This window comes from Nonomuraea sp. NPDC003707 (genome assembly GCF_053587055.1).
Genome location: NZ_JBSFNK010000006.1, coordinates 1 through 23,935, shown reverse-complemented (window position 1 = coordinate 23,935; position 23,935 = coordinate 1). Strand labels below are relative to the sequence as shown.

21 protein-coding genes are annotated in these 23,935 nt (G+C 65.0%); 7 read left to right on the top strand and 14 right to left on the bottom strand.

Going from position 1 to position 23,935, the window contains the following annotated elements; translation table 11 throughout:
* Window positions 1-105: 105 nt before the first annotated feature.
* Entirely contained in the window at window positions 106-3,459 is a 3,354-nt protein-coding gene (locus ACWDRB_RS17050; RefSeq protein ID WP_449894742.1) for an indolepyruvate ferredoxin oxidoreductase family protein, read from the top strand.
* Window positions 3,456-4,595 (top strand): acyl-CoA dehydrogenase family protein, encoded by a 1,140-nt coding sequence (locus ACWDRB_RS17045; RefSeq protein ID WP_449894740.1) that lies wholly within the window; start codon window positions 3,456-3,458, stop codon window positions 4,593-4,595. The genes ACWDRB_RS17050 and ACWDRB_RS17045 overlap by 4 nt, the downstream gene beginning before the upstream one ends.
* Before the next feature lie 75 nt (window positions 4,596-4,670).
* On the opposite strand, the gene ACWDRB_RS17040 is transcribed toward ACWDRB_RS17045, so the two are convergent.
* From ACWDRB_RS17040 to ACWDRB_RS17005, 8 genes are all read right to left on the bottom strand, one after another.
* Window positions 4,671-4,853 carry a hypothetical protein gene (locus tag ACWDRB_RS17040; RefSeq protein ID WP_449894738.1) on the bottom strand — a complete coding sequence of 61 codons (183 nt, stop codon included), beginning with the start codon at window positions 4,851-4,853 and terminating at the stop codon, window positions 4,671-4,673.
* Window positions 4,854-5,117: 264 nt separating this feature from the next.
* Window positions 5,118-5,522 carry a hypothetical protein gene (locus tag ACWDRB_RS17035; protein ID WP_355207822.1) on the bottom strand — a complete coding sequence of 135 codons (405 nt, stop codon included), beginning with the start codon at window positions 5,520-5,522 and terminating at the stop codon, window positions 5,118-5,120.
* A gap of 232 nt (window positions 5,523-5,754) precedes the next feature.
* Window positions 5,755-6,108 (bottom strand): cupin domain-containing protein, encoded by a 354-nt coding sequence (locus tag ACWDRB_RS17030; protein ID WP_449894736.1) that lies wholly within the window; start codon window positions 6,106-6,108, stop codon window positions 5,755-5,757.
* Window positions 6,109-6,246: 138 nt separating this feature from the next.
* Window positions 6,247-7,062 (bottom strand): ExeA family protein, encoded by an 816-nt coding sequence (locus ACWDRB_RS17025; RefSeq protein WP_449894734.1) that lies wholly within the window; start codon window positions 7,060-7,062, stop codon window positions 6,247-6,249.
* Window positions 7,059-7,391 (bottom strand): hypothetical protein, encoded by a 333-nt coding sequence (locus tag ACWDRB_RS17020; RefSeq protein WP_355207814.1) that lies wholly within the window; start codon window positions 7,389-7,391, stop codon window positions 7,059-7,061. Before ACWDRB_RS17020 ends, ACWDRB_RS17025 begins: the two co-directional genes overlap by 4 nt.
* Before the next feature lie 255 nt (window positions 7,392-7,646).
* Entirely contained in the window at window positions 7,647-7,772 is a 126-nt protein-coding gene (locus ACWDRB_RS17015; RefSeq protein ID WP_449894731.1) for a hypothetical protein, read from the bottom strand.
* A gap of 237 nt (window positions 7,773-8,009) precedes the next feature.
* Window positions 8,010-8,714, bottom strand: a complete 705-nt coding sequence (locus tag ACWDRB_RS17010) for a DUF4386 domain-containing protein (protein WP_449894729.1) — start codon at window positions 8,712-8,714, stop codon at window positions 8,010-8,012.
* Between the two features lie 110 nt (window positions 8,715-8,824).
* Window positions 8,825-9,172 carry a nitroreductase family deazaflavin-dependent oxidoreductase gene (locus tag ACWDRB_RS17005; RefSeq protein WP_449894727.1) on the bottom strand — a complete coding sequence of 116 codons (348 nt, stop codon included), beginning with the start codon at window positions 9,170-9,172 and terminating at the stop codon, window positions 8,825-8,827.
* A gap of 226 nt (window positions 9,173-9,398) precedes the next feature.
* On the opposite strand from ACWDRB_RS17005, the gene ACWDRB_RS17000 reads away from it, so the two are divergent.
* Window positions 9,399-10,088 carry a TetR/AcrR family transcriptional regulator gene (locus ACWDRB_RS17000; RefSeq protein WP_449894725.1) on the top strand — a complete coding sequence of 230 codons (690 nt, stop codon included), beginning with the start codon at window positions 9,399-9,401 and terminating at the stop codon, window positions 10,086-10,088.
* A gap of 61 nt (window positions 10,089-10,149) precedes the next feature.
* On the opposite strand, the gene ACWDRB_RS16995 is transcribed toward ACWDRB_RS17000, so the two are convergent.
* Complete coding sequence (locus ACWDRB_RS16995; protein WP_449894723.1) at window positions 10,150-10,338, bottom strand: hypothetical protein; 189 nt, start codon at window positions 10,336-10,338, stop codon at window positions 10,150-10,152.
* 266 nt (window positions 10,339-10,604) lie between these two features.
* Here ACWDRB_RS16995 and ACWDRB_RS16990 point away from each other — a divergent pair, with 266 nt between their 5' ends.
* Window positions 10,605-11,693 (top strand): serine/threonine-protein kinase, encoded by a 1,089-nt coding sequence (locus ACWDRB_RS16990; RefSeq protein WP_449894721.1) that lies wholly within the window; start codon window positions 10,605-10,607, stop codon window positions 11,691-11,693.
* Window positions 11,683-11,997 (top strand): hypothetical protein, encoded by a 315-nt coding sequence (locus tag ACWDRB_RS16985; protein ID WP_449894718.1) that lies wholly within the window; start codon window positions 11,683-11,685, stop codon window positions 11,995-11,997. Before ACWDRB_RS16990 ends, ACWDRB_RS16985 begins: the two co-directional genes overlap by 11 nt.
* Window positions 11,998-12,259: 262 nt before the next feature.
* On the opposite strand, the gene ACWDRB_RS16980 is transcribed toward ACWDRB_RS16985, so the two are convergent.
* From ACWDRB_RS16980 to ACWDRB_RS16970, 3 genes are all read right to left on the bottom strand, one after another.
* The gene (locus tag ACWDRB_RS16980; protein WP_449894716.1) at window positions 12,260-13,588 is read right to left on the bottom strand and encodes a tyrosine-type recombinase/integrase; all 1,329 of its coding nucleotides are present in this window, start codon (window positions 13,586-13,588) and stop codon (window positions 12,260-12,262) included.
* A gap of 371 nt (window positions 13,589-13,959) precedes the next feature.
* Window positions 13,960-15,075, bottom strand: coding sequence for a hypothetical protein (locus ACWDRB_RS16975; protein WP_449894714.1), 1,116 nt, complete (start codon window positions 15,073-15,075; stop codon window positions 13,960-13,962).
* A 633-nt stretch (window positions 15,076-15,708) separates the two neighbouring features.
* Window positions 15,709-16,728, bottom strand: a complete 1,020-nt coding sequence (locus ACWDRB_RS16970; protein ID WP_449894713.1) for an SLATT domain-containing protein — start codon at window positions 16,726-16,728, stop codon at window positions 15,709-15,711.
* 849 nt (window positions 16,729-17,577) lie between these two features.
* Here ACWDRB_RS16970 and ACWDRB_RS16965 point away from each other — a divergent pair.
* A complete protein-coding gene (locus tag ACWDRB_RS16965; RefSeq protein WP_449894711.1) occupies window positions 17,578-18,162 on the top strand; it encodes a hypothetical protein in 585 nt (194 codons plus the stop codon).
* 554 nt (window positions 18,163-18,716) lie between these two features.
* On the opposite strand, the gene ACWDRB_RS16960 is transcribed toward ACWDRB_RS16965, so the two are convergent.
* A complete protein-coding gene (locus ACWDRB_RS16960) occupies window positions 18,717-20,015 on the bottom strand; it encodes a hypothetical protein (protein WP_449894709.1) in 1,299 nt (432 codons plus the stop codon).
* 1,033 nt (window positions 20,016-21,048) lie between these two features.
* Window positions 21,049-21,654 carry a hypothetical protein gene (locus ACWDRB_RS16955; RefSeq protein WP_449894706.1) on the bottom strand — a complete coding sequence of 202 codons (606 nt, stop codon included), beginning with the start codon at window positions 21,652-21,654 and terminating at the stop codon, window positions 21,049-21,051.
* Window positions 21,655-22,252: 598 nt separating this feature from the next.
* On the opposite strand from ACWDRB_RS16955, the gene ACWDRB_RS16950 reads away from it, so the two are divergent.
* Window positions 22,253-23,875, top strand: coding sequence for an NB-ARC domain-containing protein (locus ACWDRB_RS16950; protein WP_449894703.1), 1,623 nt, complete (start codon window positions 22,253-22,255; stop codon window positions 23,873-23,875).
* Window positions 23,876-23,935: the final 60 nt, after the last annotated feature.

Below are 23,935 nucleotides of genomic sequence, written 5' to 3'. Positions count from 1 at the left end.
GTTCACATAGTTTGCGTCTTCCGGGCACTTTCTCATCTAATACTTGCGCATATCATCCCGCATTGCTGTGCTTGGCACACAAGTACGAGGCCAGGAGGTTCGAGCGTGAGCGAGCCAACAGTGTCGCTCGACGACAAGTACACGGCACATGACGGCCGGGTCCTCATCTCCGGCATCCAGGCCCTGGTGCGCCTGACGCTGGAGCAGCGCCGGCTGGACGAGGAACACGGGCTGGACACGCGTGTGTTCGTCACCGGCTACCAGGGTTCGCCGCTGGGAGGCGTGGACCTGGAGATGAAGCGGGCGGCGCGGTTCCTGGAGCCGGCCGGCGTGGTCTTCCAGGCGGGCCTGAACGAGGAGCTGGCCGCCACGGCGGTGGCCGGCACCCAGCTGCTCGACCAGGTGCCGGGTCGCCGGCACGACGGCGTCACCGGATTCTGGTACGGCAAGAACCCCGGCCTCGACCGCGCCGCCGACGCCATCCGGCACGCCAACACGGCCGGCACGGCGCCCCTGGGCGGCGCGGTGGCCTGGATCGGCGACGACCCCGGCTGCAAGTCCTCCACGCTGCCCAGCACGTGCGAGCCCATGTGCCAGAGCCTGTCCATGCCGCTGCTCGCGCCCGGCTCGATCGCGGAGATCGTCGAGTTCGGGCTGCACGCGGTGGCCCTGTCGCGCGCCACCGGGCTCTGGGCCGGGCTGAAGATCGTCGCGGACATCGCCGACGCGTCCGCCACGGTGGATCTCGGCCGGCTCCGCGCCGGCATCCCGATGCCCGACAAGAGAGATCGCGGCGCGGCCCCTCTCCTGCTCGGCGCCGCCGCGCTGGACGCCGAGCACGACATGCTCACGCGCCGCCTCGACCTGGCCCGCGAGTACGCCCGCGAGCACGGCCTCAACCGGGTGACGGCGGGAGCGGGCAACACCGCCCTGGGCATCCTGGCCTCCGGCACCACGTACGCGGTGGTCCTGCGCGCCCTGGCCGACCTCGGCCTGGACGAGGCGGCGCTGGACGAGCGCGGGATCCGGCTGATCAAGCTCGGGATGCCGTTCCCGCTCGCCTACGACGACCTGGCCGCCATGACCGCCGACCTGGACAAGGTGCTGGTGGTCGAGGACAAGGTGCCGTTCCTGGAGGGGCAGCTCAAGCAGGCCCTGTACGGGCGGGAACGCATGCCGGCGGTCGTGGGCCGGGACCTGCTGACCGCCCGCGGCACCCTGGGCGCCGAGGACGTGGCCAAGGCCGTCGCCGCCTGCCTGGGCATCGATCTGGCCCCGCGCGCGAAGGTCCGGCCGAGGCGCATGCTGCCCCTGGTGGCCGCGCGCACCCCGTACTTCTGCTCCGGCTGCCCCCACAACACCTCCACCCGCACCTCCGACGGCACGCTGGTCGGCGTCGGCATCGGCTGCCACGCCATGATCGCCCTGGACGGCCACGGGCGCGGCACCCAGGTGGGCCTCACGCAGATGGGCGGCGAGGGCGCGCAGTGGTTCGGGCTGGCGCCGTTCACCGAGGACCGGCACTTCGTGCAGAACCTCGGCGACGGCACCTTCCACCACTCCGGCTCCCTGGCGATCAGGGCCGCCGTCGCCGCCGGGGTGACGATGACGTACAAGCTGCTCTATAACGACGCCGTGGCCATGACCGGCGGCCAGCGCGCCGAGGGCCGGCTGGACGTGCCGGCGCTGACGCACGAGCTGGCCATCGAGGGCGTGCGCCGGATCGTGGTCACCTCGCCGGAGCCGGAGACGTACCGGGGGGTGCGGCTGGCGGGGATCGCGTCGGTGCGGCACCGCGACGACCTGCCCGAGGTGGAGAAGGAGCTGGCCGCCCTCGACGGCGTGACCGTGCTGATCCACGACGACCGGTGCGCGGCCGAGGAACGGCGGCTGCGCAAGCGCGGCAAGCTGCCCACGCCCACGGAGAAGGTCGTGATCAACGAGCGGGTCTGCGAGGGCTGCGGCGACTGCGGTGAGGTGTCGACCTGCCTGTCCGTGCAGCCGGTCGAGACCGAGTACGGCCGCAAGACCCGCATCCACCAGGCCTCCTGCAACTCCGACCTGAGCTGCCTCAAGGGCGACTGCCCGTCGTTCCTGCTGGTGGAGCCGGGCACCGTACGCCGTCGCCAGGCTCCGCCGCCGCCCGCCGAGGTGCCGGAGCCCGCGAGCCGGCCCGTCGAGGCCCTGATCCGGATGCCCGGCATCGGCGGCACCGGCGTCGTCACCGTCTCGCAGATCCTGCAGATGGCGGCCCACCTCGACGGTCTGTACGCGTCCGGGCTCGACCAGACCGGGCTGGCGCAGAAGGGCGGCCCCGTGGTCAGCGACGTGCGGATCTCGGCGCGGCCCCTGGAGGGCTCCGTGCGGGCCACGCCGGGGAGCGCGGACGTGCTGATCGGGTTCGACCTGCTGGGCGCGGCTGCCGAGTCGAACCTGGCCACGGCCTCGCCCGAACGCACCGTCGCCATCCTGAACACCGCCGTCGTCCCGACCGCCGCCATGGTGACCGGGCGCGCGGCCGTGCCGGGGCACGCGGACGCGGTCGCCCGCGTCGAGTCCGCCGCCAGGCGCGTCGAGTGCCTGGACGCCCAGGGGCTGTCGGAGAGCCTGTTCGGCGACCACATGCCGGTGAACCTGCTCCTCCTCGGCGCCGCCTACCAGCACGGCTGCCTGCCGGTCTCCGCCGCCGCCGTCGAGCGGGCCATCACGCTCAACGGGGCCGCCGTCGAGCAGAACCTCGCCGCCTTCCGCTGGGGCCGCGCCACCGTGGCCGCACCGGCGCAGCCCGCTCCGTCGCCGGCCGCCGAGGGGCTGGACGAGGTGGTGGCCACCCGCGTCGCCGACCTGACCGGCTACCAGAACGCCGCCTACGCCCGTTCGTACGAGGAGGACGTGCGGCAGGTGGCGGACACCGCGGTCAAGCTGGCGGGCGAGGAGGCGGGCGCCCGGATCGGGCTCGCGTACGCCCGGGCCCTGCACAAGCTCATGGCCTACAAGGACGAGTACGAGGTCGCCCGCCTGCACCTCGACCCCGTGGAGAAGGAGCGGAGGGAGCGCGAGTACGGCCCGGACGCGGTCGTGTCGGTGCTGCTGCACCCGCCGCTGCTGCGGGCGATGGGGCTCAAGCGTAAGATCAAGGTACGCCGTTCCGCCGGGGTCCTGTTCCGCGGGCTGCGGGCCGCCAGGGTGCTGCGCGGCACGACGTTCGACGTCTTCGGCCACGCCCGCGTACGGCGGGTCGAACGCGAGCTGGTCGTCGAATACCGCGACCTGGTGCGGACCGCGCTGGACAAGCTCACGCCCGGCAGCGCCGAGACGGTCGCGGAGATCACGGGCCTGCCCGACCTGATCAGGGGGTACGAGGACATCAAGCTCGCCCGGGTCGCCGAGTTCCGCGACCGCGCCAAGGCCGCGCTCGCGCGGCTGGACGAGCCCGTTACGAGCCAGGAGAGATCGTGACCGTTGACCGGCTGCTGCCCGACCAGGACGCCAGGGATCTCATCGAGCTGACCCGCGAGATCGCCGACAAGGAGCTCGCGCGCCGGGTCGACGAGCACGAGCGCGCCGAGACCTACCCGGAAGGGCTGTTCGCCACGCTGGGCGCGGCGGGGCTGCTCGGGCTGCCGTACCCAGAGGAAATCGGTGGTGGCGGGCAGCCGTACGAGGTCTACCTGCAGGTGATCGAGGAGCTGGCGATGCGGTGGGCGGCCGTCGCGGTCGCCACCAGCGTGCACACCCTGGCCTGCTTCCCCGTCTCCGCCTTCGGCACCCCCGAGCAGCGCGAGCGATGGCTGCCCGACATGCTGGCCGGGCGCCTGATCGGCGGCTACAGCCTGTCGGAGCCCCAGGCCGGCTCCGACGCCGGGGCGCTGACCTGCAAGGCGGAGCGGGTGGAGACCGGCTACCGGATCACCGGCAACAAGGCGTGGATCACCCACGGCGGCCTCGCCGACTTCTACGCGCTCTTCGTCCGGACCGGGGAGGGGTCGCGGGGCATCTCCTGCTTCCTCGCGCCGGGGGCCGCCGACGGGCTGACGTTCGGGCGGCCCGAGGAGAAGATGGGGCTGCACGCCGTACCGACCACCAGCGCCCACTGGGACGGGGCGATCCTGGAGGAGGAGCGGCTGATCGGCGAGGAGGGCCAGGGGCTGCAGATCGCCTTCAGCGCGCTCGACTCGGGGCGGCTCGGCATCGCGGCCTGCGCCACCGGCCTCGCACAGGCCGCCCTCGACGAGGCCGTGGCCTACGCCAAGGAACGCCAGACGTTCGGCAAGCGGATCATCGACCACCAGGGGCTCGGGTTCCTGCTGGCGGACATGGCGGCGGGGGTGGAGAGCGCGCGGGCCACCTACCTCGACGCGGCCCGGCGCCGCGACGCGGGCCTGCCGTACGGCAAGCAGGCGAGCATCGCCAAGCTGGTCGCGACGGACGCGGCGATGAAGGTCACGACGGATGCGGTGCAGGTGTTCGGGGGGTACGGGTACACGCGCGAGTTCCGCGTCGAGCGCTACATGCGCGAGGCCAAGATCATGCAGATCTTCGAGGGCACCAACCAGATCCAGCGCCTCGTCATCAGCCGTCACCTGGCCAAGTAGTCCCTGACATGCGAAAACCCCGCCTGCCGGTCCTCGGAGGCGGGGTTCGCTGTCTTGCGCGTAGGGCTTAAATGATCACTGTTCCGTCCCTGTTCCGTGAGAGACCTCGCGGGGACGGAACAGCCGGTCGTCGATCGCCTTGCGAGCGCGATCGTGGGAGCCGGGCATCATGTGGGCGTAGACGCGGAGGGTGAACCCTGGGTCGGCGTGGCCGAGGTATTCGGCGAGGTCCCTGACCGAGACACCGCCGGCCAGCATGACGCTGGCGTAGTAGTGCCGGAGCTGGTGCAGCCCCTCTTTACGGGAGTGACGTAGCGCTTCCGTTGACGAGGGTCCTTGCCGGGCGGTGGGATGACGCCCGCTTGGACGAGTGCGGGCTTCCAGACGATCTCACTGTAGATCCTGGATCTGCCGACGTAGGCGGAGCACACGCTCCTCGAAGTCGATGTTCTCCAGAGCGAGGCCGAGCAGTTCGCCCTGCCGCAGCCCGCAGGCGGCCCCGATCATGGGGAGCAGGAAGCATCAGGACCAGCTCTGGTTCACCGGCGAGGTCGAGGACGTCTTCGACCTCGCCTTGCCCGGCGCTGCGGGCAGCCCGTACTCGAGGACTTGCTCGTGGGTGAGCGCGATCTGTTCCACGGCCAACCAGCAGCCGCTGGTTCGGGCGAGCCAGTCGGTCAGGATCGCCTCGCCGCTGGCGTCGTAATCGCCGACGTAGGCCAGCACCGCCGGGCGCGGATCGGCGGCCAAGCGCTCGCGGACCCGCCGCACATAGGTCTCGCTGGAAAAGCCGCGTAGCACCAGGACGGGCAGGCCGTACTCGAAGGTCCAGGTGCAGTGCCACCGGCTGGTTCTCCGTCCGGTCGCGCCGGTACAAGTCGGGGACTTGGGCGAGGATTTCGCCGGGATCGGTGTGTTCGCGGACACTCAACTTGGTGATGAACGCGTCATTCAGGATGGGGACGGGCAGGCGTCAAAAGACCCCGACAGGGCGAAGCTGTCGGGGTCTTGGTGTGCAGACTGACGGCCTGGTGTGCATCATGCCCGGCAGGGTTCGGGTCTTCATCGGCTCCGGGCTGCGCGTAAGAAGACGTCCTGAGACCCGGAAGGGCCTTGGGGAAGTTGAGCTGGATCAGACCGGGCCTTGGGGTGCGTTGCGTCAGTTCCCGTACTGCTTGGTGTCCGGGTGCTCGATGAGCAGGACATGGGCGGTCTTGTCGGCAACGGGACGGTGCCGCATTCCTCTGGGAACGACGAACAGTTCGCCCGCCTTCAGCACCACCGGGTTTTGCCCCTCCAACTGGATCTCAAAGCTGCCGTCCCAGCACAAGAAGAGCTCGTCCTCATCGTGGTGATGCCACGGGAACTCGCCTTCCAATCGAGCCAGGCGAACAACGGTGGTGTCGTTCACCGCCGCCAGATTGTGCTGCTGGAAGGGCCCTGGGAGCGCGGTGATGACCTCGGCCACCGAGACCGCAGCAAGGTGACGCGAAGCTTCATGCTGTGTGGTCATGCCACAATCCTTGCTTTTCAGAGTGGCCCGATAACAGAGCCAATCTGCGAAAATTGGTCCTTATGGCGGACCAATCGCCTGAAATCATGCTGATCCGAAGCAGGGTTATTGGACGATCCTCTTCGTGGCGGGTTGGCGTCACTCTGATGCGATGACTTCGTTGACGGCGGCCCGGGCGGCGGACTCGTCGACGATGGTCTTGTCGGCGATGAAAGTCGCCAGTAGAGCTTGGATGGCCAGGTTGTTGATCGCGCGGGGGTAGCCGCGGCCGGCAGTGTGGATGAGCGTGGCGGCGTCCTCGGTGAACAGGGGATCGGTGCGGCCGGCCAGGGCGAGGTGGTGACGTAGGTAGTCGACGGTCTCCTCGCAGGCCATGCCGTTCATGTGGTAGCGGACGGCGATGCGCTGATCGAGCGCGGCCAGCACGCCTAGCTTGATCTTGCGGCGCAGGGTCGGCTGGCCGATCAGCAGGCACGCGAACGGGCTGGAGGAGTCCATCTCGTGGTTGGTCAACATGCGTACCGACTCCAACTGGTCGTGGCCCAGCAGGTGGGCCTCATCCAGGATGAGCACCGGGGTGCGACCGCGTTCGGCCAGTTCGGTCGCCAGCGCGTCGTTGGCCTGTGGGATCAGGGTGGCCTTGTGCGGTTTGGGGACGCCGCCCAGCGCGGTGACGATGGCGGTGTGGATGCCGCGGACGCCGACGTCGGGATTGCCGATGTAGATGGGGATGTGCCGGGCGGGATCCAGGGAGGCGATCGCGGCCCGGGTGGCGACGGTCTTGCCGACGCCAACTTCACCGGTGATGACGCCCAGGGCGCGTTCGGTGACGCACCAGGTGATGCGGGCGGTGGCTTCGCCGTGGGCGCCATGCCGGTGCATCATGCTGGGGGCCAGGTCCCGGCCGAACGGCATCTTGGTGAAGCCGAAGAAGCCTTGCAGGCGATCGATCACAGCTGGTCCTCTCCGGTCAGTGCCGGGTCCTGCTCGGTCGGCGCTGCTTCTTCGTCTTCACCTTGCCGGTCGATGTTCTTGCTGGTCAGCGCGGTGTAGTTGATGCGGGTGGCCAGGGCGGCGGTGTGACTGTCATCCAACAGGCGCAGGTAGTCGATCCCGGTGCCCGGCTCCGGCGCAGCGGGCGCCGCCTGTTCGGGTTTGGCCTTGGGGTGCGTGTGCCGGCCGATGACCTGCGGGGTGGCCATCCCCATCGGCTCGCCCCGGAAGCGGACCTCCAGCATGGTCAGGTCGAAGGGATCGAAGACCAGCTCGACCTTCCGCCCCACCAAGCTCGGGTCGACGCAGTAGGAGTTGGCGAACAGCCGGACTGTGGCGGTCCCTGGTGATAGACGCGCTCGACCCAGGCAGTGAACAGCCGGTTCAGCTCGGCCAAGTCGTTCACCTTGGTGCCGGCGGTCTGCCCGTCGGCAGCGATCTCGACCTGGAATTGCTGGCGGACGGTCTTGAAGAACCTTTCGATCGTCCCGCGGCGATGCAGTCGAGGACGCGCTGGAGCCCGTACCGGAACTGGTCGTCGCGGCTCAGGTGCAGTCGGCGCTCGCACTGGTTGGATCGTCCGGCTCCAGCGGGTCGAGGTTCTCGTCAAAGGCGAACGCCGCGTTGCCAGGCTGATCGGCCAACTCCGCGCCTTGCAGGTTCAGCACCAAGAGTTGCTTCTTGACGATTGGCGTATGGGTCGAGGTGACTTAACCAATGCGGAGTGGGAGCGACTCGAGTCGCTGCTGCCCGAGGGGGTCGGCGGGGCGGGCGGCGGAACGATGGCGCTCTGGTGGGCGGCAAGCCCGGAGTGCCTCACGTGCTACGGCATGAGATGCTCCCTGGGTCAACGTCTCACGAGTGGCGGAATCCGCAGGCCGTCGCAACAAGGTGGGACGGCCTGCGCGTCAGCCGCGCCGGACGCCGTGCTGGTGGGCCGTGGTTGATGTATTCGTAGCGAAGCCTCTTATCATCAACCACACGGCGAAGACAAAGCTCTGCAGGCCCAGTGGCGCATTCATGGCCAGGTAGAGCGGCGTGACCACGTCAGTTAGGCGAAGTAGCACCAAGAAGCTCGCCGATATAGCTGCTCCGATTCCCAGAAATCCCCACCCGGATAGCCATCGAGGGACAGATCTCGACCGCCATAGAATGCGGAACAACAGGAGATCTCCGAGGCTCAGCGAGATGATCAATGCGACGTGATTGACCAGGTCGCGCGCCGTCCGCAGCAGCTCGCCCAAGACCTCGAGGTGGGATGCTTCCGAAGCGCTGGCCTGGGTGAATCCATCGCCCAGCACAAGAAACAAGGGCAGGATGATCACGCCTATGAAGTGGAACGTCGCTGCGATCAGTCTGAACCCAAGGAAACCCTGACTGAGCGCTTCGTTCTCCGCCCTCAATGTCGGATAAAGGTACAGCGCGAACCCGACATAGGCGGGGATCATGATGGACTGAGCAACTGCGCCGACGATGACCTGGCTCTCGTGTGCGGAAATGAGAGCGAGATAGCGTGGCTCCTCGAGAGCGGGAACGATGCTCAGCGCACCGGCGATCATGCCTACAATGACCAGTGTGCCCGCAATTGCGGTTGCCCGCCTGTTTGTATGCACGATGCTTGTCCTGTAATTGTCGTGGTGGCGGAGTGTGCCGGCGCCGGATCGGCGAGCCGGTTCAGGCTCCCCGACGCGCAAGACGGGGACTGCCGGGGCGGCGGCCAGGGTCAGCCTGTGAGCAGGTCCATGCGGAGGAACTCGGTGATGCGGAGCAGCTTCGGTGGGCGTGCCACCTCATGGGGGAGGGCCTGGAACGCCTCGTCCTTCCCGACAAGGCGTGGGGCGGTGAGTTCCATCGCTCTCCCGTCGACCCGGAGCCGCGCACCTCTGGCCGCCAGGACGTTCTGCACCCAATCGGAGCGCGATCCATACACCAGAACGAACAGGTAGCCGCCGTCGACGGGATGCGCATCGAGCGGCGTGCGGTACGTAGCGCCGGAAATGCGACCGATGTGAATCAGCACCGGCCATCTCCCGCCGGTTATCGCGCGGGGGTTGAACACCCTCTTGTTCACGTGCCCCCACCACCTTGGCATCGGCATCGAAATCTCCTTCTCTCGCCCCGGCGGGGCGCGTCATAGGTCAGGTGTTGGCTGAGCCCTGGCTGACGCCAATCCGGAGAGCCTTACGCCCGTAAGGCTACTTACGGATGTAAGGTTGGCTTACGCTCGTAAGCCTGTCAACCCGCCCACACCCGGAGCCGTCGTGCCACCACCACAACAACCGCTCAGCAGAGGTCTCGTGCTGGAAGCCGCGATCCGGGTCGCGGATCGCGGCGGCGTGGAGGCGATCACGATGCGCCGGGTGGCGCAGGAACTGGGCGTGGAGGCGATGTCGCTCTACCACCACGTGCCGAACAAAGACGCGATCCTCGACGGCGTGGTCGACATGGTGTTCGCGGCGATCAAGCTACCCGGTGTTGAATGCGATGATTGGCGCGATGCGATCCGTACGCGTGCCTTCTCCGCACGTGTGATCCTGTCGCAGCACAGCTGGGCTCTCGGCCTCATGGACTCCCGTCGCAATCCGGGACCGGCGACGCTGCGCCACCACGACGCCGTCCTGGGCGTCCTCCGGGAGGCGGGGTTCACGCTGCCGATGGCCGCGCACGCCGTCTCGCTCATCGACAGCTACATCGGCGGGTTCGTCCTCCAGGAGGCGAACCTGCCGATGACGACGCCGGACGATGTCGAGGAAGTGGCCGGCGGCATCCTCCGGCACCTGCCGGCGGAGGAGTTGCCGTACCTCACCGAGATGATCCGCGACCACGCCCTGCGGCCGGGCTACGACTACACCAGCGAGTTCAGCTACGGCCTGGACCTGATCTTGGATGCGCTCGAAGCTCGCCGAAGGGCCCCCGCTCGGGTTCGTGCGATGAGCCCCAAAGAGGCTTTGTGCAACGACAGCGACAGTTCGTGTTCTCGGAAATGAGAGGAAATCCACAGGCATGAGCAGGCACGCTAGGGCGCTCAACCAGGGCAAACAGCCGTCGTCACCGAATCGTCGTCAAGATCGACTCTCTGGCGCCAAAATCCGGTCCGATGCTCCCCGGAGGCCGATCGGGGAAGTTGGCGCGCCGGCGCGCCTCGGCGAGATGGGCGGAAAGCTTGCGGTAGGCCGCCGCGGTGTTCGGGATGGCACCGGTCACGGCCAGGCGGTAGAAGCACTGCCGCAACGTCACTCCGCCCTCGTAGGCGTCGCCTGCGACTTGCACATCGCCAACGCCGACCTCTGATCACCAGCCGCATCCCACCAGTCAGAAGTCAACCCCGAGAAACTTCCAGCGCGCACCACTTAACCTAGATCGAGTGCACCCGCTCCGGCCTCGAAGCTAAACTAACGGCGACCGCGTACCGGCTCGCCACCGTGTCAACGCTCGGAACCCGCGGCTCATGAAGCATCCAGCAGGGTTGGCTTTCGTCTGACGGCACGTCGGGGTGGAACGCATTGTCAGAGCTTGGACGGTTAGGCCCCTACCATCTCATCCGGGTGCTAGGCGAAGGTGGTCAGGGCAAGGTCTACCTGGCCATGGCCCCCCAAGGATCACGAGTCGCCGTCAAGGTCCTCCATCCGGGCACGGTCTTGGACGAGCAGTCACGGCGGCGGTTTATGCGCGAAGCCGACCTGGCGCAGCGAGTGGCGCCCTTCTGCACGGCCAGGGTGCTCGATGCCGGTGTTCTCGATGGTCGTGCCTACCTCGTCAGTGAATACGTGCCCGGCGTGTCGCTTGAGACACTGGTCAACACTGAAGGGCCGCGCAGCGGGAGCAGCCTGGACCGGCTGGCCGTCACGACGCTGACCGCGCTCGCCGCGATTCATCGCGCAGGCATCGTGCACCGCGATTTCAAGCCCAGCAACGTGCTCCTTGGGCCAGAAGGCCCAGTTGTGATCGACTTCGGCATCGCCCGTATGGCTGAGCAGTCCACCACCGGCTCCGGCCTGGTAGGCACCCCGGCCTACATGGCGCCGGAGCAGTTGAACGGCGTTCCTGCCACCGCTGCCTCGGACGTCTTCGCTTGGGCCGCTACCATGGTGTTTGCCGCGACAGGGGGCCGCGCTTTCCGCGGTGACACACCCGCAGCCGTGATGCACGCCATCTTCAACAAGCAACCCGATCTGTCCGGTGTGCCACGAGAGTTCGCCGGCCTTCTCGACGCGTGTTTGGCTAAGCAGCCAGAGCACCGCCCAACCGCTGCCGACGTACTGCGCCACCTCACCGGCGAATCGGCCGACTCGGGCCGCTCCAGCATGGCGCCAGCCATGCCCCCACGAAATCAACACCTGGACCGCCCTCGGCCCTTCATAGTCGCCAGCTTCACCCAGTTCGCTGTGGGGATCGCGACACTGGTCACGCTCAACGCCAGCACCGGTCCCAACGCGCCAGGCCTATGGGAGACACCCATATTCTGGGCCTTGACAGCACTACTGGTGGTCGTAACCGCCGTGACCGTCGGGCTCCGAATCACGCAGCCGCGCACGCCGTCGTCAGCCGAGCGAACCCTGGATCACCTACCCGGAGAACCCCATGGCCATTAACGCACTGTGGCCGGTGCCTATCGTCATGCTGATGTGGTTCACGCTCATGGCACTGCGCCCGGTCCGAAGCTTCCTCAGCCGCCGCCGCGTCCTCGTCGCCGTGTTCATCCTGCCGCTCCAGCCGTTCGCCCTCATCGGCCTTAGCGTGGCTGTCTGGACTGCCTTCACCGAGCCCTCTAGGGTCAACTGGCCCGTCGGGCTCATGTTCGGTCTGGCCTACCTCAATGGTCTAGCAGCGTTCGCCCTGGTCACGAGCCTACAGGATCGCTTTATCCGCCGCCGCGCACGATATCCTCGTGGTTGACCTCCTCGGGTGCAGATCCGAGACGAAAGCAAGGCCGCAAGGCCACCCACGCCCGGGGCCAGGGCCGCTGCTCATCTACATGATCGGTCTATATCCGCAGGTGACTGCATCGTGGGTCGGAGATTAGATCTTCGAGGGCACCAACCAGATCCAGTGCCTCATCATCAACCGCCATCTAGCCAGGTAGCCCCTGACATGCGGAAACCCCGCTTCCCTGTGCTGGGAGGCGGGGTTCTTCATCTTGGGATTGGGCCCTAGATGATCACTGTTCCGTCCCCGTTCCGTGAGAGACCTCGCGTGGGTGGAACAGCCGGTCGTCGATCGCCTTCCGGGCGCGGTCGTGAGAGCCGGGCATCATGTGGGCGTAGACGCGGAGGGTGAATCCAGGGTCGGCGTGGCCGAGGTAGTCCGCGAGTTCCCTGACCGAGACGCCGCCGGCCAACATGGCGCTCGCGTAGTAGTGGCGAAGCTGGTGCAGCCCCTCCTTGCGGGAGGTGGTGTAGCGCCTCCGCTGGCGTGGGTCTTTCTCTGGTGGCGGGATCACGCGTGCTTGGACGAGTGCGGGCTTCCAGACGGTCTCGCTGTAGGTCCGGGACCTGATGTAGCGGTCATCGGGCCAGCGGAACAACAGGTTGTGCGTGCGTGGCTTGCCGTCCAGCTTCTCCCAGGGCAGGGAGCAGATCAGCGGGGGATAGGCCGAGAGGTGCCGCTTGACGGCCTCGGCCGCCCAGTTGGGGAGCGGGACCACCCGTTCCCGGTCGTTCTTCGGCAGGGCGTAGGCGTGATTGCTGCCCAGCTTCTTGATCTGTCGGCGTACGCGGAGAACACGTTCCTCGAAGTCAACGTCCTCCAAGGCGAGGCCGAACAGCTCACCTTGCCGCAGCCCGCAGGCGGCTCCGATCATCGGGAGCAGCCGGAACAGGGGCGGGTGGGCATCAATCACGGCGCTGACTCTCTCGTCCGACCAGGCGATGATTTCCTCGGCAGCTCTCTTGGGTACCTGGACGACAGGTGACTTGGCTGGACTGCGCTTGATCACCTCATCGGCGACGGCGAGGTTAAAGACGCCTTGGAGGACCAGGAAGGCCGTCTGCACGGTCGAGGTGCCGAAGCGGCTGCTCAGGTTGCTGATCCAGGCCTGGACGTGTGATGGCTTGATGCTCTTCACCTGGCGCTTGGCGAAGGTCGGCGCGACGTGCAGACGGTGGATGTACTCGTAACGGATCTTCGTTGCTGGGTCGACGATGCGCGAGGCCAGCCAGCGCTCGGCCAACTCGCCGAACAGCACCTTGCCCGCATTAGGGTCGATGTAGTCGCCGCGGGCGATGTCGGCGCCCATGGTGGCGATCTTTCGCTCGGCCGTCACGAGCGCCGGCCGTATGGCCATCGTCCGTTCTCCCCACCACGCGTCCGGCCGTGAGCAGGGAAGCGACACCAGGAGGACGCGACCAGACGCGTCGGCCAGTTCCACCGCGAACGTCATCGGGCCCCAGCTGTTCCCCTGGCAATACGTGGGCTTACGACGGACACGCCAGCGAAATATAGTGCCGTCGACGGTGATGAGCCGCGAACCTCTCTTCGGGATCGCCATGAGCAACCTCCTGCCCTGTTTCGTCACTGTTCCGTGGGATGGCCGAGAACAGCGAGAAGCGACGAGAGCCAGTCGCAACAGTAACCTTGGTCATGCTCCTGATCGACAGGTTTCCGCAGGCGGCTGCGTAGGGCATCGGAGATCACCCAAATTTCCGAGGGGTGTGACCAGGCGAGAAGGGTGCCGTGGACGCCCGCGGGCGACCCGATTACTTTTCGTAATGCATAGGTCGAGGGTTTCGGCAGGTGTGGGTGGCGCCGTTGTGGATGTGGGCCCGTACCGGCAGGGCTTGCCAGCCCGGAGTCCGGCGTTGACGCTTTGGACGTGGTTTGACAGCGAATCGCGGCAGTGTCGGTTCGTTGAGTCGTCGCCTATTCCGCCGGCTCTGTCCCGGCGTTGGCAGGATTGTTTGTGAACGCTCGGAGGTGCAGGCGTGCCGCCACGTTGTTTGCGAACCAGCTATCTGAGGCGAGTTCCATCCGAGCCGTTTCACTCCAGTCATCTCGGTTGAGCACCGCGAGGTACTGCTGCAGGAGGCGACTTCGATCTTCGAGGGTGCAGCCGAGTCGTTCCGGTGGCTTCTGCGCCAGGTGGTCGGCGATGACTGCCGCATTGATGTACCTGCTTAGTGTCGGTGTCTGGCGACCGAGGTGACCGGCATGCGCCTGCAGGACGATGTGTGCGGGTGGATAGTGCTCTAGGGTTAGGCCCATGCCGGAGCAATCCGCCATGATCGCCAGTAGGCAGCCGGTGTGGTCGACCAAGTCGTCGTCGGCTTCAGCCCTGGTGATCGCTTCATGCAGGTGGGCCGAGGTGGCGACTTTGCCGGCGAAGTAGCCGTTCAGGTAGTCGCCGTCGCAGGCGTGACGCAGCAGCCACGAACGTGATGCGCGCCCGTCGGCCAGGCAGAGTTCCTCGATAACATAAACACGACCCCAGCCGGTGACTCGCTCGGCAAGCCACTGCAGCACCTCTGAGCCGCCGCGGCGGCGGAGAGCATGAGCAGCCAATGGGCCGAAGCGGTTCGAGAGCAGACCGATGGTCTGGATGAGCGGGATGTCCTCCTCCGCCCAGTCGGCGGCGAGTAGCGCCAGCCCAACGGTGGCCGAGCATCGATCGGTGCTGTGCTGCACCAGCCACTGCCCAGTCCGCTGAACTCGATGCCGGTCCGCTCGGAGCGCTGCGGCAGCGATGTGCTCGTTGTGATGGATGGGGACGTAGACATCGTGGAACGCATCGGCTAGCGCGCTTGGCGGTGCCTTGGGCTTGGCGAAGTGTGCATCCAGGATGCGGGCGACGTCCGCGCCTTCGAGTCGTCGATCTTCAGGCGGGCGTGGCCGAGATCGTCGACGGTGAAGTTCGTCGTCGGGGTACGGCTCCCCGTCACGTGGCAGGGGCGAGTCCGGATCTTGGAGGTGCAGGTGCACCGCGTAGTCGAACAAGCTGATCTGGGGTCCGAGCGATCCAGGCTCGGTCGCCGCGCTCACCGGCGGAGGGAGGACTCGATTCTCTCGATCATGCTCGTCATGATGCCAGCACACCCTGGCGGGCGGCAAGGGACCCAGGCTGCCTCATGCTGTGTGCCTCACCGCCGATGTAACGGTGGTCGCACAGTGGATCTGCACAGTCCAGGTGTGTTGACCGCAGTGGATCGTGTTGCCCTCAATTGCTATACAGCGGTGCTGTACAGCAATACCGTCACACCCGACCGCGCGCCACCGATCCGTATCCACCGCTTCACCAGGGCAGGAGGCCGTTGACGAGGCATCTGCCCTTCCCTACGGGTCAGAAGGTTAGGGGTTCGAGCCCTCTCGGCCGCGCACATGCGAAAGGCCCGTTACCAGGGCTTCCTGGGAGCGGGCCTTAGTGTTTGTTAGGACAATTTGCAGATCTCGCTAGCACGGACCCTCCTCAGCCGCCGATCGATTGAGGGAGGTGTCGGCTGCTGAAGTTCGGCGGCGCAATCACATGGGCGTAGACCCGGAGCGTGATCGACAGGGCCGCGTGGTGGAGGCGGGCGGCGACTACGTGAACAGGCACGCCTGCCAGGAGCAGGGTCGTCTCATGGATAGGCCGCAAGGCGAGCGTGCGACAGACCGTTCTCCGGGCCTCTGAGACTCCTATTGCTGGCTTGTGGAATCTCGACCGTCCGAAGGTTGGTCGAGATTCTGTTCCCTCTGCCTTTGCTCTGCCTTGATTCTCTCAACTTCCTCAACAAAATCAGCGAGCGCATCTTCTGGCTCGAGGCGCTTATATCTTCCTATGCCTAGATCGTAGATACTCCATTCATGCTCTAGTGCATCAGCTGTTTGCTGGAGATAGAATCCTCTATCCTTAAATTTGAAATATCCAGTGAAGCCCGCCGAAATGCCAACCAGGAAGGTCGAAACAACAGTAGCCCATCGGAAATTTTCCTGTTCAACCGCGAGGCTACTCATAGAGGCCGCGAACAGGGAACCTACAATGACGAGCGATTGGAAAACGTTGTTAATTCTTCGATAGCGCCTACTGTCTCGCCTAAAGAGATCAATATCTCGGTTTGTGTCATCCTTGTATATGGATCGTCGCTGGGAAAGTGTGAACATAAGATTAAGTGCCATGAATCTCTTGCGCTCGCGTAGAACGCTTAGGTCGAGCTCGACGTCCCCCACCAGCTTAAGTGCTCCGATGCGCCCAGCTCTACGGTTATAATAGTAGGCTATAGCGCCACCAATAAGCAGAATATCCACTGGAACTGCAATGGCGTTGATCGGCGCCATGTCGAACTTCCCGTACGTTGCCACAGTCGATATATAGATTGCGAAGAACATGGCAGGCCCGAGCACAAGGCCAGTCCGAAACGCCAATCGCTGCCTTTTAGTGCGCTGCAGCTCGAGTTCCTTCTGTAGGATCTCTCGATTGATCTGCAACAACTGCTCGGCAGGTCCTGTGTATTCCTGCGTCGTCACTGACTCAACCTCGCTACTCTCGGATGGCAGTATTTTTCTTATCCAGGATGCCGTGTGGACAGGATCAATTATTGTGCGTATTAGAACGTAGCCCACTATTGCACCGAGGGCCGTCTGTGCAAATAGCCAGAGATGAGCCTCCGGCGCGAGATTTAGTAAGATGTCCAATGGCCCATCAGCAAAATTGATCATTAGTAAGGCTCGTTACATCAATTTCTCCATGGACGCCCCTATATGAGTGAGAGTAGAATGGTAAAATCATTCCGATATGTTCAACTTATCATGGACCAAAGAGCGCGGCGAAATTCGTTTACGCTGCATCCTTGAGTAGCTGTCCTCCTCGCCGTTTCGCCATTTCTGCTACATGAGATGCAGGCGGTGCCTGTCTTTTTCATCGCAGAAGCAGAAAGAAGTGTTACCTGTGCAACGCATGCTGGCCAAGGCTGGTGCACCTTGCGAGATCTTGGCATGGACCTGTCTGCAGGGGCTCTGCCCTCCGGTTGTGAAAAGGCAGCCATGTGAGCAACGCCCGTACACCGGTCCACGAGGTTAGCGATCTTGCTACCGCAGGTGCTGACAACGGTGCTGGACGATCACGGATAGGTGTGGGTAGCCGACCCTTCAGAAGTGACGGGCACCTGGGGTGGGGGGAGATGCATGGACGTCCATGGATGATCTCGAACTGGCTAGGGTCAGAAGACGGCACGGTGGCTGAGGCTGTGACGATCGCGGACTTCGGTACCTGTCGTACGGGCTGGGGCGATCGCCGGCAAGGCCCTCCTCCGTCGGACCTTGCCACCGGGTGACCATGGCTGAGGTGACAGCAGCACTGACAGCAACAGCCCCACACCGGACGCATCCGCGCTACCGTCTACGCGCGCCTGACCACAATCTCGACTGGCCGAGCTGGGTGATTGGTCCGCCTGAAAAGCGGACGGTCAGGTCCGGAAGTGAGCGGTTGGGACAGTCCAGTAGTAATGTCCCCGCCAGCGCCGTTGCCGAGTTGGTGCCTCCCGGCGTCCAATTGGCTAGCCTTTTTCGGTGAGCTTCGCCAGCTTTGCCCGTAGGGCACGTGATCCTGCCTTGCCTTACCGATGGCGGGTGTCAGCGTTCCGGTCCTGCGTGCAGTTGTATCGGCCACTCGGATTCGAGGCGACGCTGAGTTTCCTCGAGTTCCAGGCCGGGAGGTTTCAACACGATGAGGCGGCACTGCTTCAGGCCCTGGACGCTATCGAGGCCAGCCGCGCTGCCTGGCATGCCGAGCTCCACGCCTACGCGACAAGGCGTCGGGAGGCCAAAATGCAAGGCCGGCGATCTCCGCGTGCAGAGGAACCAAATCCCAACCTTCAGGTTCGCTGGTACTGGTACGGCAATCCCCGGAAGGCCGCGTTGCTCGCATTGCGGTTTTGGCGCCGCCAACGCTTCCCTCGTCTGCTGCCCTCCTCGGACCCCGTTCTCCTGGAGATCACCATATGCGTCAGCGAGTGCCTGGACTTCGGCGCCGTCTTCACGGACGCGCAGCGCGACCTCCTCGGCGTCCGATTAAGCGAGATTGAGCAACGTCTGCACTCGGCGGATCTCCTGCTCGTCGTTCGGCACATCGAGGTGGCATCGGGTTTGAGGTAGCTCGAAGCGGCGAGAGACCGAACCGTGCGGTTGAGGGGGGTGGGTTTCGGCCGGCGCATCGTCAGACGGTGCTGACGTTCGCGCGTGGTGCTGTACAGCAGCCAGATACAGCAACGCTGCCTCACCCAATCAAATGCCACCAGTCTCCAACGACCGCTTGAGCAGGGAGTAGAAGGTTCTACGTTGTGACCGGCTCCCGTTTGCAAGCAGGAAGTCAGGAGTGCGAATCTCCTATTCGCCACCGGTACAAACGCACCTCTGCTAATGATCGTTAGTGGGGTCCGGGACTCGGCCTCTTCCGCTGTGGGGAAGACGCTGTTCATGGCTTTGGCGCCCTCCGGCGGGGCAGCGACGCACCCTCGGTGGCCACCGTGTTCGCGTGACCGACTAGGCGTGAGATGTCCTCGATCGGGGCACCGAAGTTCGACAGGGACGCGAAGCTATGCCGCAGGTCACGCGGCGTCCGCTCCGCGCCAACCAGGCCTCATGCACGATTACTTTCTGGAAGTCGCGCCGCGCGTTGGTGGCGAGGCCGCCGCCCCCCTCGGGGACGCCTACGTGCCTGCCGCGATTTCTGCGGCGAGCGCGGCCACGTCCACCCGAGCTCCATTCGGGGCGATCAGGACGCGGCGCGCGAGCGGGTGCGCGTAGGCGTGGCCGCGCTCGCGCAGTTCGCGGTGGAGTACCGGGAACAGCGCGCACACGGCGGGACCTCTATGGGGGCACAGCCAGGTGCGGTGGTCCCAGGCGAGCTCGCTGGCTCGGCCGGCGCGGGCGACGTCCATGACGTCCTGGAACGTCGCGTCCCTTCGGCCGAGCAGGGCGGCGACGACGGCCAGCACATCGGCGCGTTCCCGCTCCAATAGGCCGTCCCAGACCCGGTCGGGCACCTCACGCAGTGGCACGGCTCGAACGGCCGGATGGGCCAGCAGTTCGCGCATGCAGGCCCTTGCCAGCCGTCTTTCGACCCTCTCCGGCAGCCCTTCGGCCAGCACCGCCGATCCGGCACCTTCTGCTCGAACCCCGATCGCATCGGTGGTGGCAGCAGGGTGCTGCTCCAAGACAGCGCCGATCCCGGTGGCAGCGGCATCGGCGCCGGTGTAGGCGGCGATCTTGGCGGCGACGGTGGTGGGTGTCTCGCCGGTGAGAGCGGCGATTCTGCTGGTGGTGGAGCCAGCGCGATCGTCCTTGGCGACCGAGCGGGCGAAGGCGGTCAGGAGGCCGTCGTGGCGCGCCTTCCAGCGCCAGCTCGCGTACAGGTCGGGCGGGAAGCCGTGCGACTCCGCAGCCGTAGCGCCGTACCGTACGGCGAACCAGGTGAACGAATTGGTGATCAGGCTGCCGCGGAGCAGAGCCGACGCGGTGGTCGGCACCCCGGCCACGCGGGCCGCCGCGGCGTCAGCTCTCCGGAACATGTCGATCAGGACAGCCTCGACCTCGGCTGGCAAGGGCCGACCCCGCCGTATGTCCGTCATCCACCACCTGTGCACGGCGTTGCCGAGCGGGGACCGGCGTAGGGCGAGCAGGGCGAGCTCGTGCGCGACCACGGCGCGTAGTTCGTCGCGCTCCATCTCCGTCAGGTATGGCAGGCCCAGCCGTAGCTCGTCCCGCCAGGGAGCGACCCGTAAGGCTAGCGCGTCGGGATGCGCCCACGCGTACGCTCTCACCGGCCGGCGCAGTCTCAGCTCGGCGGCCACCTCGGCGATCAGCCGGTGCAGTTGCTCGTCTGCCAGGGGCACCCGCGACTCGTCCGGATCCATCATCTGGAACGCCGCGGCCACCCCACCCGCGACCAGGCCAGCCGCCACGGCGGGAAGGGCGGCCGGAACGAGCACGACCACGACCCCAGCCACGGCGATCCCGGCCCCCACTGGCACCAACCACCGCCGCGCCCACCTCGGCACGAGCAACTGCGGCCGCGCCTTCATTACCGCCCAGAGCGCACGAAGCCGCGGAATGGAGAGGTGCTCTTCTTCTAACCGGGAGTTCACGAGGTCAAGCTAGGGAGGATGGGGAAGGGCAGGCAAGGCCACACGCTCCCGGCCGAGCCGCTCATCTTTCCCAGCGGCAACCCCACGACCGCCACATCGGCTTCTCCTTCCAAGAGGCCGGACTGGCCGCGGCTCTCCTTCGTCCGGGGTCTGCGGCAGGGCACGGCGGGTTCCATGACGGCAACGCTGACGGCAACGTCGGCCACCAAGCTCACACGAAGGGCACCATGGACGGCTGGCTGCCTCCTGGTAGCAGCTGGGGAGCAGGGTGATTGCTACGCCTGAAAAGCGGATGATCGGCAGTTCAACTGCTATCCCTGATCGCTCTCTCCAGCGCTTCCGTGTGATGATCGTAGTGATCGACGTTTCAGGGCTTCGTGCCTCTGACAGCGACGTCAGTAGCCGTATGTGTCGTTGTAGTATTCCGCGTTCATCTCGGCCTGGAGGTCATATGTTCTCGGGGCCCGGCCGATGCGATCAAGGCAGCAGTACGTTTCGTAGGCTGTCCAGATGACCTCGCGGTTACTCAGCCCCCGACGCCGGTCGCGTGCCGTGGATGTCGGCCTCGATTTCGGCCATCGGTGGCACCGCCCCCCACTCCGATCCTCGACTGGCACCACCCGAGCGTTGTCGAGTTGGCGGCGCGCGTAGAGATGACTCCCCAGTTCTCCGATCAGATGGGTGCACGCTCGCCTCAGCGCGAGGTGGTGAGAGTCGCGCATCGGCTGATCGGCGAGTGCCTCCTCCGCGAGGCTTTGCGCCGGACATGAGCCCCTTCATCCCGAGTAGCGGCCCTCTTCGATGAGTCACAGGACGAGGATGGATTGTGCGATCGCATTGGCGTGGCACGGGCAGCAACGCTGCCGGGTCAAGCTTTCGCGTCGTACCACCTATATCAGCTTTTTTGGTTAGTTATGACTGGTATGGCTTTTGTGGTACGACTTCGACGGTTAGCCAACAGTTGTGATTGCTGGGCTTGAAGCGTTTTGAATGATTCCGCCACATAGTCGGTGAACTCTTGAGGGTAGGGAACCAAGCTAAACAACTCGGCGTACTCGCCGGCCTCCCACTGGGCCAGGACGACCTCGTAGCCCCGGACATGGGTGAAGTACTTCATGGCACATTCTGGCATCGCCTCATCCAGCAGCAGATGAGCATGTGTGAGCAGGAGATCGCACACCGTACGAGACGTAGGCTGGAGTACGCTGGTCATCCAAAGGCGGTATATCTCACGCTGGTTCTTGTCAATCTGCTCGATGCTCTCTGGCGTCCTCTGGTCAAATAACCCCTCAGGGTCGTATCGATCCCGCATGGCCCGGTAGGCGATGCCATTCGACTGGGTCATGGCGTACATCGGTCCATACAACTGACTCAGTTGAGTCTGCACTCGGGCCAACTGGTCGCGGTGACGGTTGTTCCGGGCAGTGCTCCAATGGGTCAACAGGAACCCGATCCCTACCGCGAGAATACTGGCAGTAGCGGTGATCAGAGCTGTGTTCACACCGGCCCCCTGGTGTAGCGGTATGGCATGTTGACGGCCGTCTAATTCGGCAACTCGCCTTCGGCAACTCGCTACTGACGGCAGAGTACCTCTCAGGATGATCCCTTGCCCAACGCTTGCCCAATTTGCTTAATACGGCATTAAGTGTGAGGCCCTTTTCCTAGGCCAGGTGCGAGGCGTGGCAGGGCCGGGTTGCAGAGGGAGAGGTGGCGAGCCGTTTGTCGCATGCAGGCGTAGCGGTCATACAGCAGCGCCGTACAGCAACACCGCCTTACGCGATCACACGGCTTCATCCTGCATCCACCACTTGACCAGGATGGGCCGCCGTAGAGGAGGTGTCTGCCCTTCCCTACGGATCCGATGGTTAGGGGTTCGACTTCTCTCGGCCGCGCAAAGCGAAAGTCCCTAGTCATCACCACGATGACCAGGGCTCTTTCGCATCTTCGACAGGTGGCAATGTCCAGCTGAGTCCGACTGTGTCCTGCCAAACACGACTAATCGTTCCCAATGCCTTCCCGAACGGGCGTAGCTTCAGATGCAGCTACAAGGCGGAACGACCGGGAAGGGTGTGATGGGTGTGGGGCCTGGCAGGAGGCGGGTGCCGAAGGTCAGCGAGGGGATCTTTGTCTTCGGTGTGATCCTGATACTGGCCGGGACATTCGGCCCTAGGGTGACCATTTCCGATACTCAGCTAGACCTGTCTGCCTGGTGGCAGCGCGGCATCGTGGTGACCCTAGGAGCGATGCTGGTCATCTATGCGATGCTACTAGCGAGTGAACCGGTACGGCCTGCATTACGGACCGGGAAGGGCTTTTTAGGAGCACCGCCGCGCTTGCCTCAACACTTCGTGGCACGCCCAGAACTGTCAGGCCACCTGCTCTCAGTCTTGACCGAGGGCAAGTCAGAGGCGCTACACCCGGTTGGATTATGGGGCATGGGTGGGACAGGCAAGTCCACCTTGGCGGTGCAGGCATGTCAGGATCGCCGCGTCCGCCGACGCTTCCCTGACGGCATCGTATGGGTGGAGGTGCAGCCTCAACAGGACTCGGTGGCGCTGCTAGCTGACGTAGGGCGGCGGCTTGGCCTGTCCGATGCAGATTTAGGCTTTTCTGACCTCAACGGTGGGCGACACGTGCTGAGCACAGCGATACAAGGTAAGCGGCTCCTGATCGCGTTGGACAACGTGTGGGAACGTGGACCTTTAGATACGCTCGCAGGGTTGACCCCGACCTGTCAGGTACTCTTCACCACGCGCGATGAGGATCTCGCCAGCATTATTAGCTCGATCGGCATTAAGGTCGACGAGCTGACGCGACCCCAGGCGCTGGAATTGTTAGCCTCGTGGGTCGGCAAGCCGGTTAACGAGTTGTCACCGGAGGCGAATCGTCTGTGCGAGCGCCTAGGCAATCTAGTGTTGGGCGTGGCCATCAGTGGTGCCATGATTCAGCGCCGTCGGACCTACACCGACGTGCTGGACCTGATTGATCAGGATCCCGACCGCATTCGAGCTGAGTTGGATCCGAACTACCGCTATGAGACACTGCACGCAGCCATCGGCGCGGGCATCAGCGATCTGACGGAGGCTGACCAACACCGCTATCACCAGTTATCGGTATTCATGGGGCGCGGTTCGTTCCCCAGGGAAGCTGCTCACGCTCTATGGGCACGCCAGTTATCAATGCCCCAGACCGGTGACCTGCTCGCTCAACTAGTAGGACGGTCTCTGCTCAGCCTCGTGGGCAACGAGTGGTACATCGCCCATGACCTGCAATACGACGTTATGGCCCGCCGTTTGACCAAGGCCCAGCACAAGGCTGCGCATCGACGGCTACTAGATCACTATTACCGTCACTATCGCCAGGATTGGACGCAAGCGGTCACAGACCGCTACCTGGCCTCCAGCCTAGTCAGCCATCTCTACGCTGCTGGGCGGCAAGATGAGCTTTGTGAGCTTTTGAGCAATTTAAGCTGGATTCACGCACGGCTTACCAGTGGCCAACTGGCCGACCTCATCCCTGACTACCGTCACACCGACGACGTTCTCACGCGCAACGTCCTGCGTGCTCTACGTCTGTCAGTCCATGCTCTGCGTCTTGGACATGAGCACGTTTATGTTCAGCTGCCAGCACGTTTGATGGGCCACTCTGATAGCGACATCATCACCTGGGTACGACGGAATACTCCTCTGAGCTTCCCCCCGTTCTCCGGACACTTGACCTGAGGTCACCCTTGATCATCAGGAAGGATGTCCCCATGCCCTCGCCACACCCTCCGGAGTTCC

Excerpts from the sequence above, each read along its gene's own strand:
- ACWDRB_RS17040 (WP_449894738.1), bottom strand. The coding sequence starts at position 4,853 with ATGCTGGCCGGCGGTGTCTCGGTCAGGGACCTCGCCGAATACCTCGGC.
- ACWDRB_RS17030 (WP_449894736.1), bottom strand. The coding sequence starts at position 6,108 with ATGACCACACAGCATGAAGCTTCGCGTCACCTTGCTGCGGTCTCGGTG.
- ACWDRB_RS16985 (WP_449894718.1), top strand. The coding sequence starts at position 11,683 with ATGGCCATTAACGCACTGTGGCCGGTGCCTATCGTCATGCTGATGTGG.
- ACWDRB_RS16980 (WP_449894716.1), bottom strand. The coding sequence starts at position 13,588 with ATGGCGATCCCGAAGAGAGGTTCGCGGCTCATCACCGTCGACGGCACT.
- ACWDRB_RS16970 (WP_449894713.1), bottom strand. The coding sequence starts at position 16,728 with ATGATCAATTTTGCTGATGGGCCATTGGACATCTTACTAAATCTCGCG.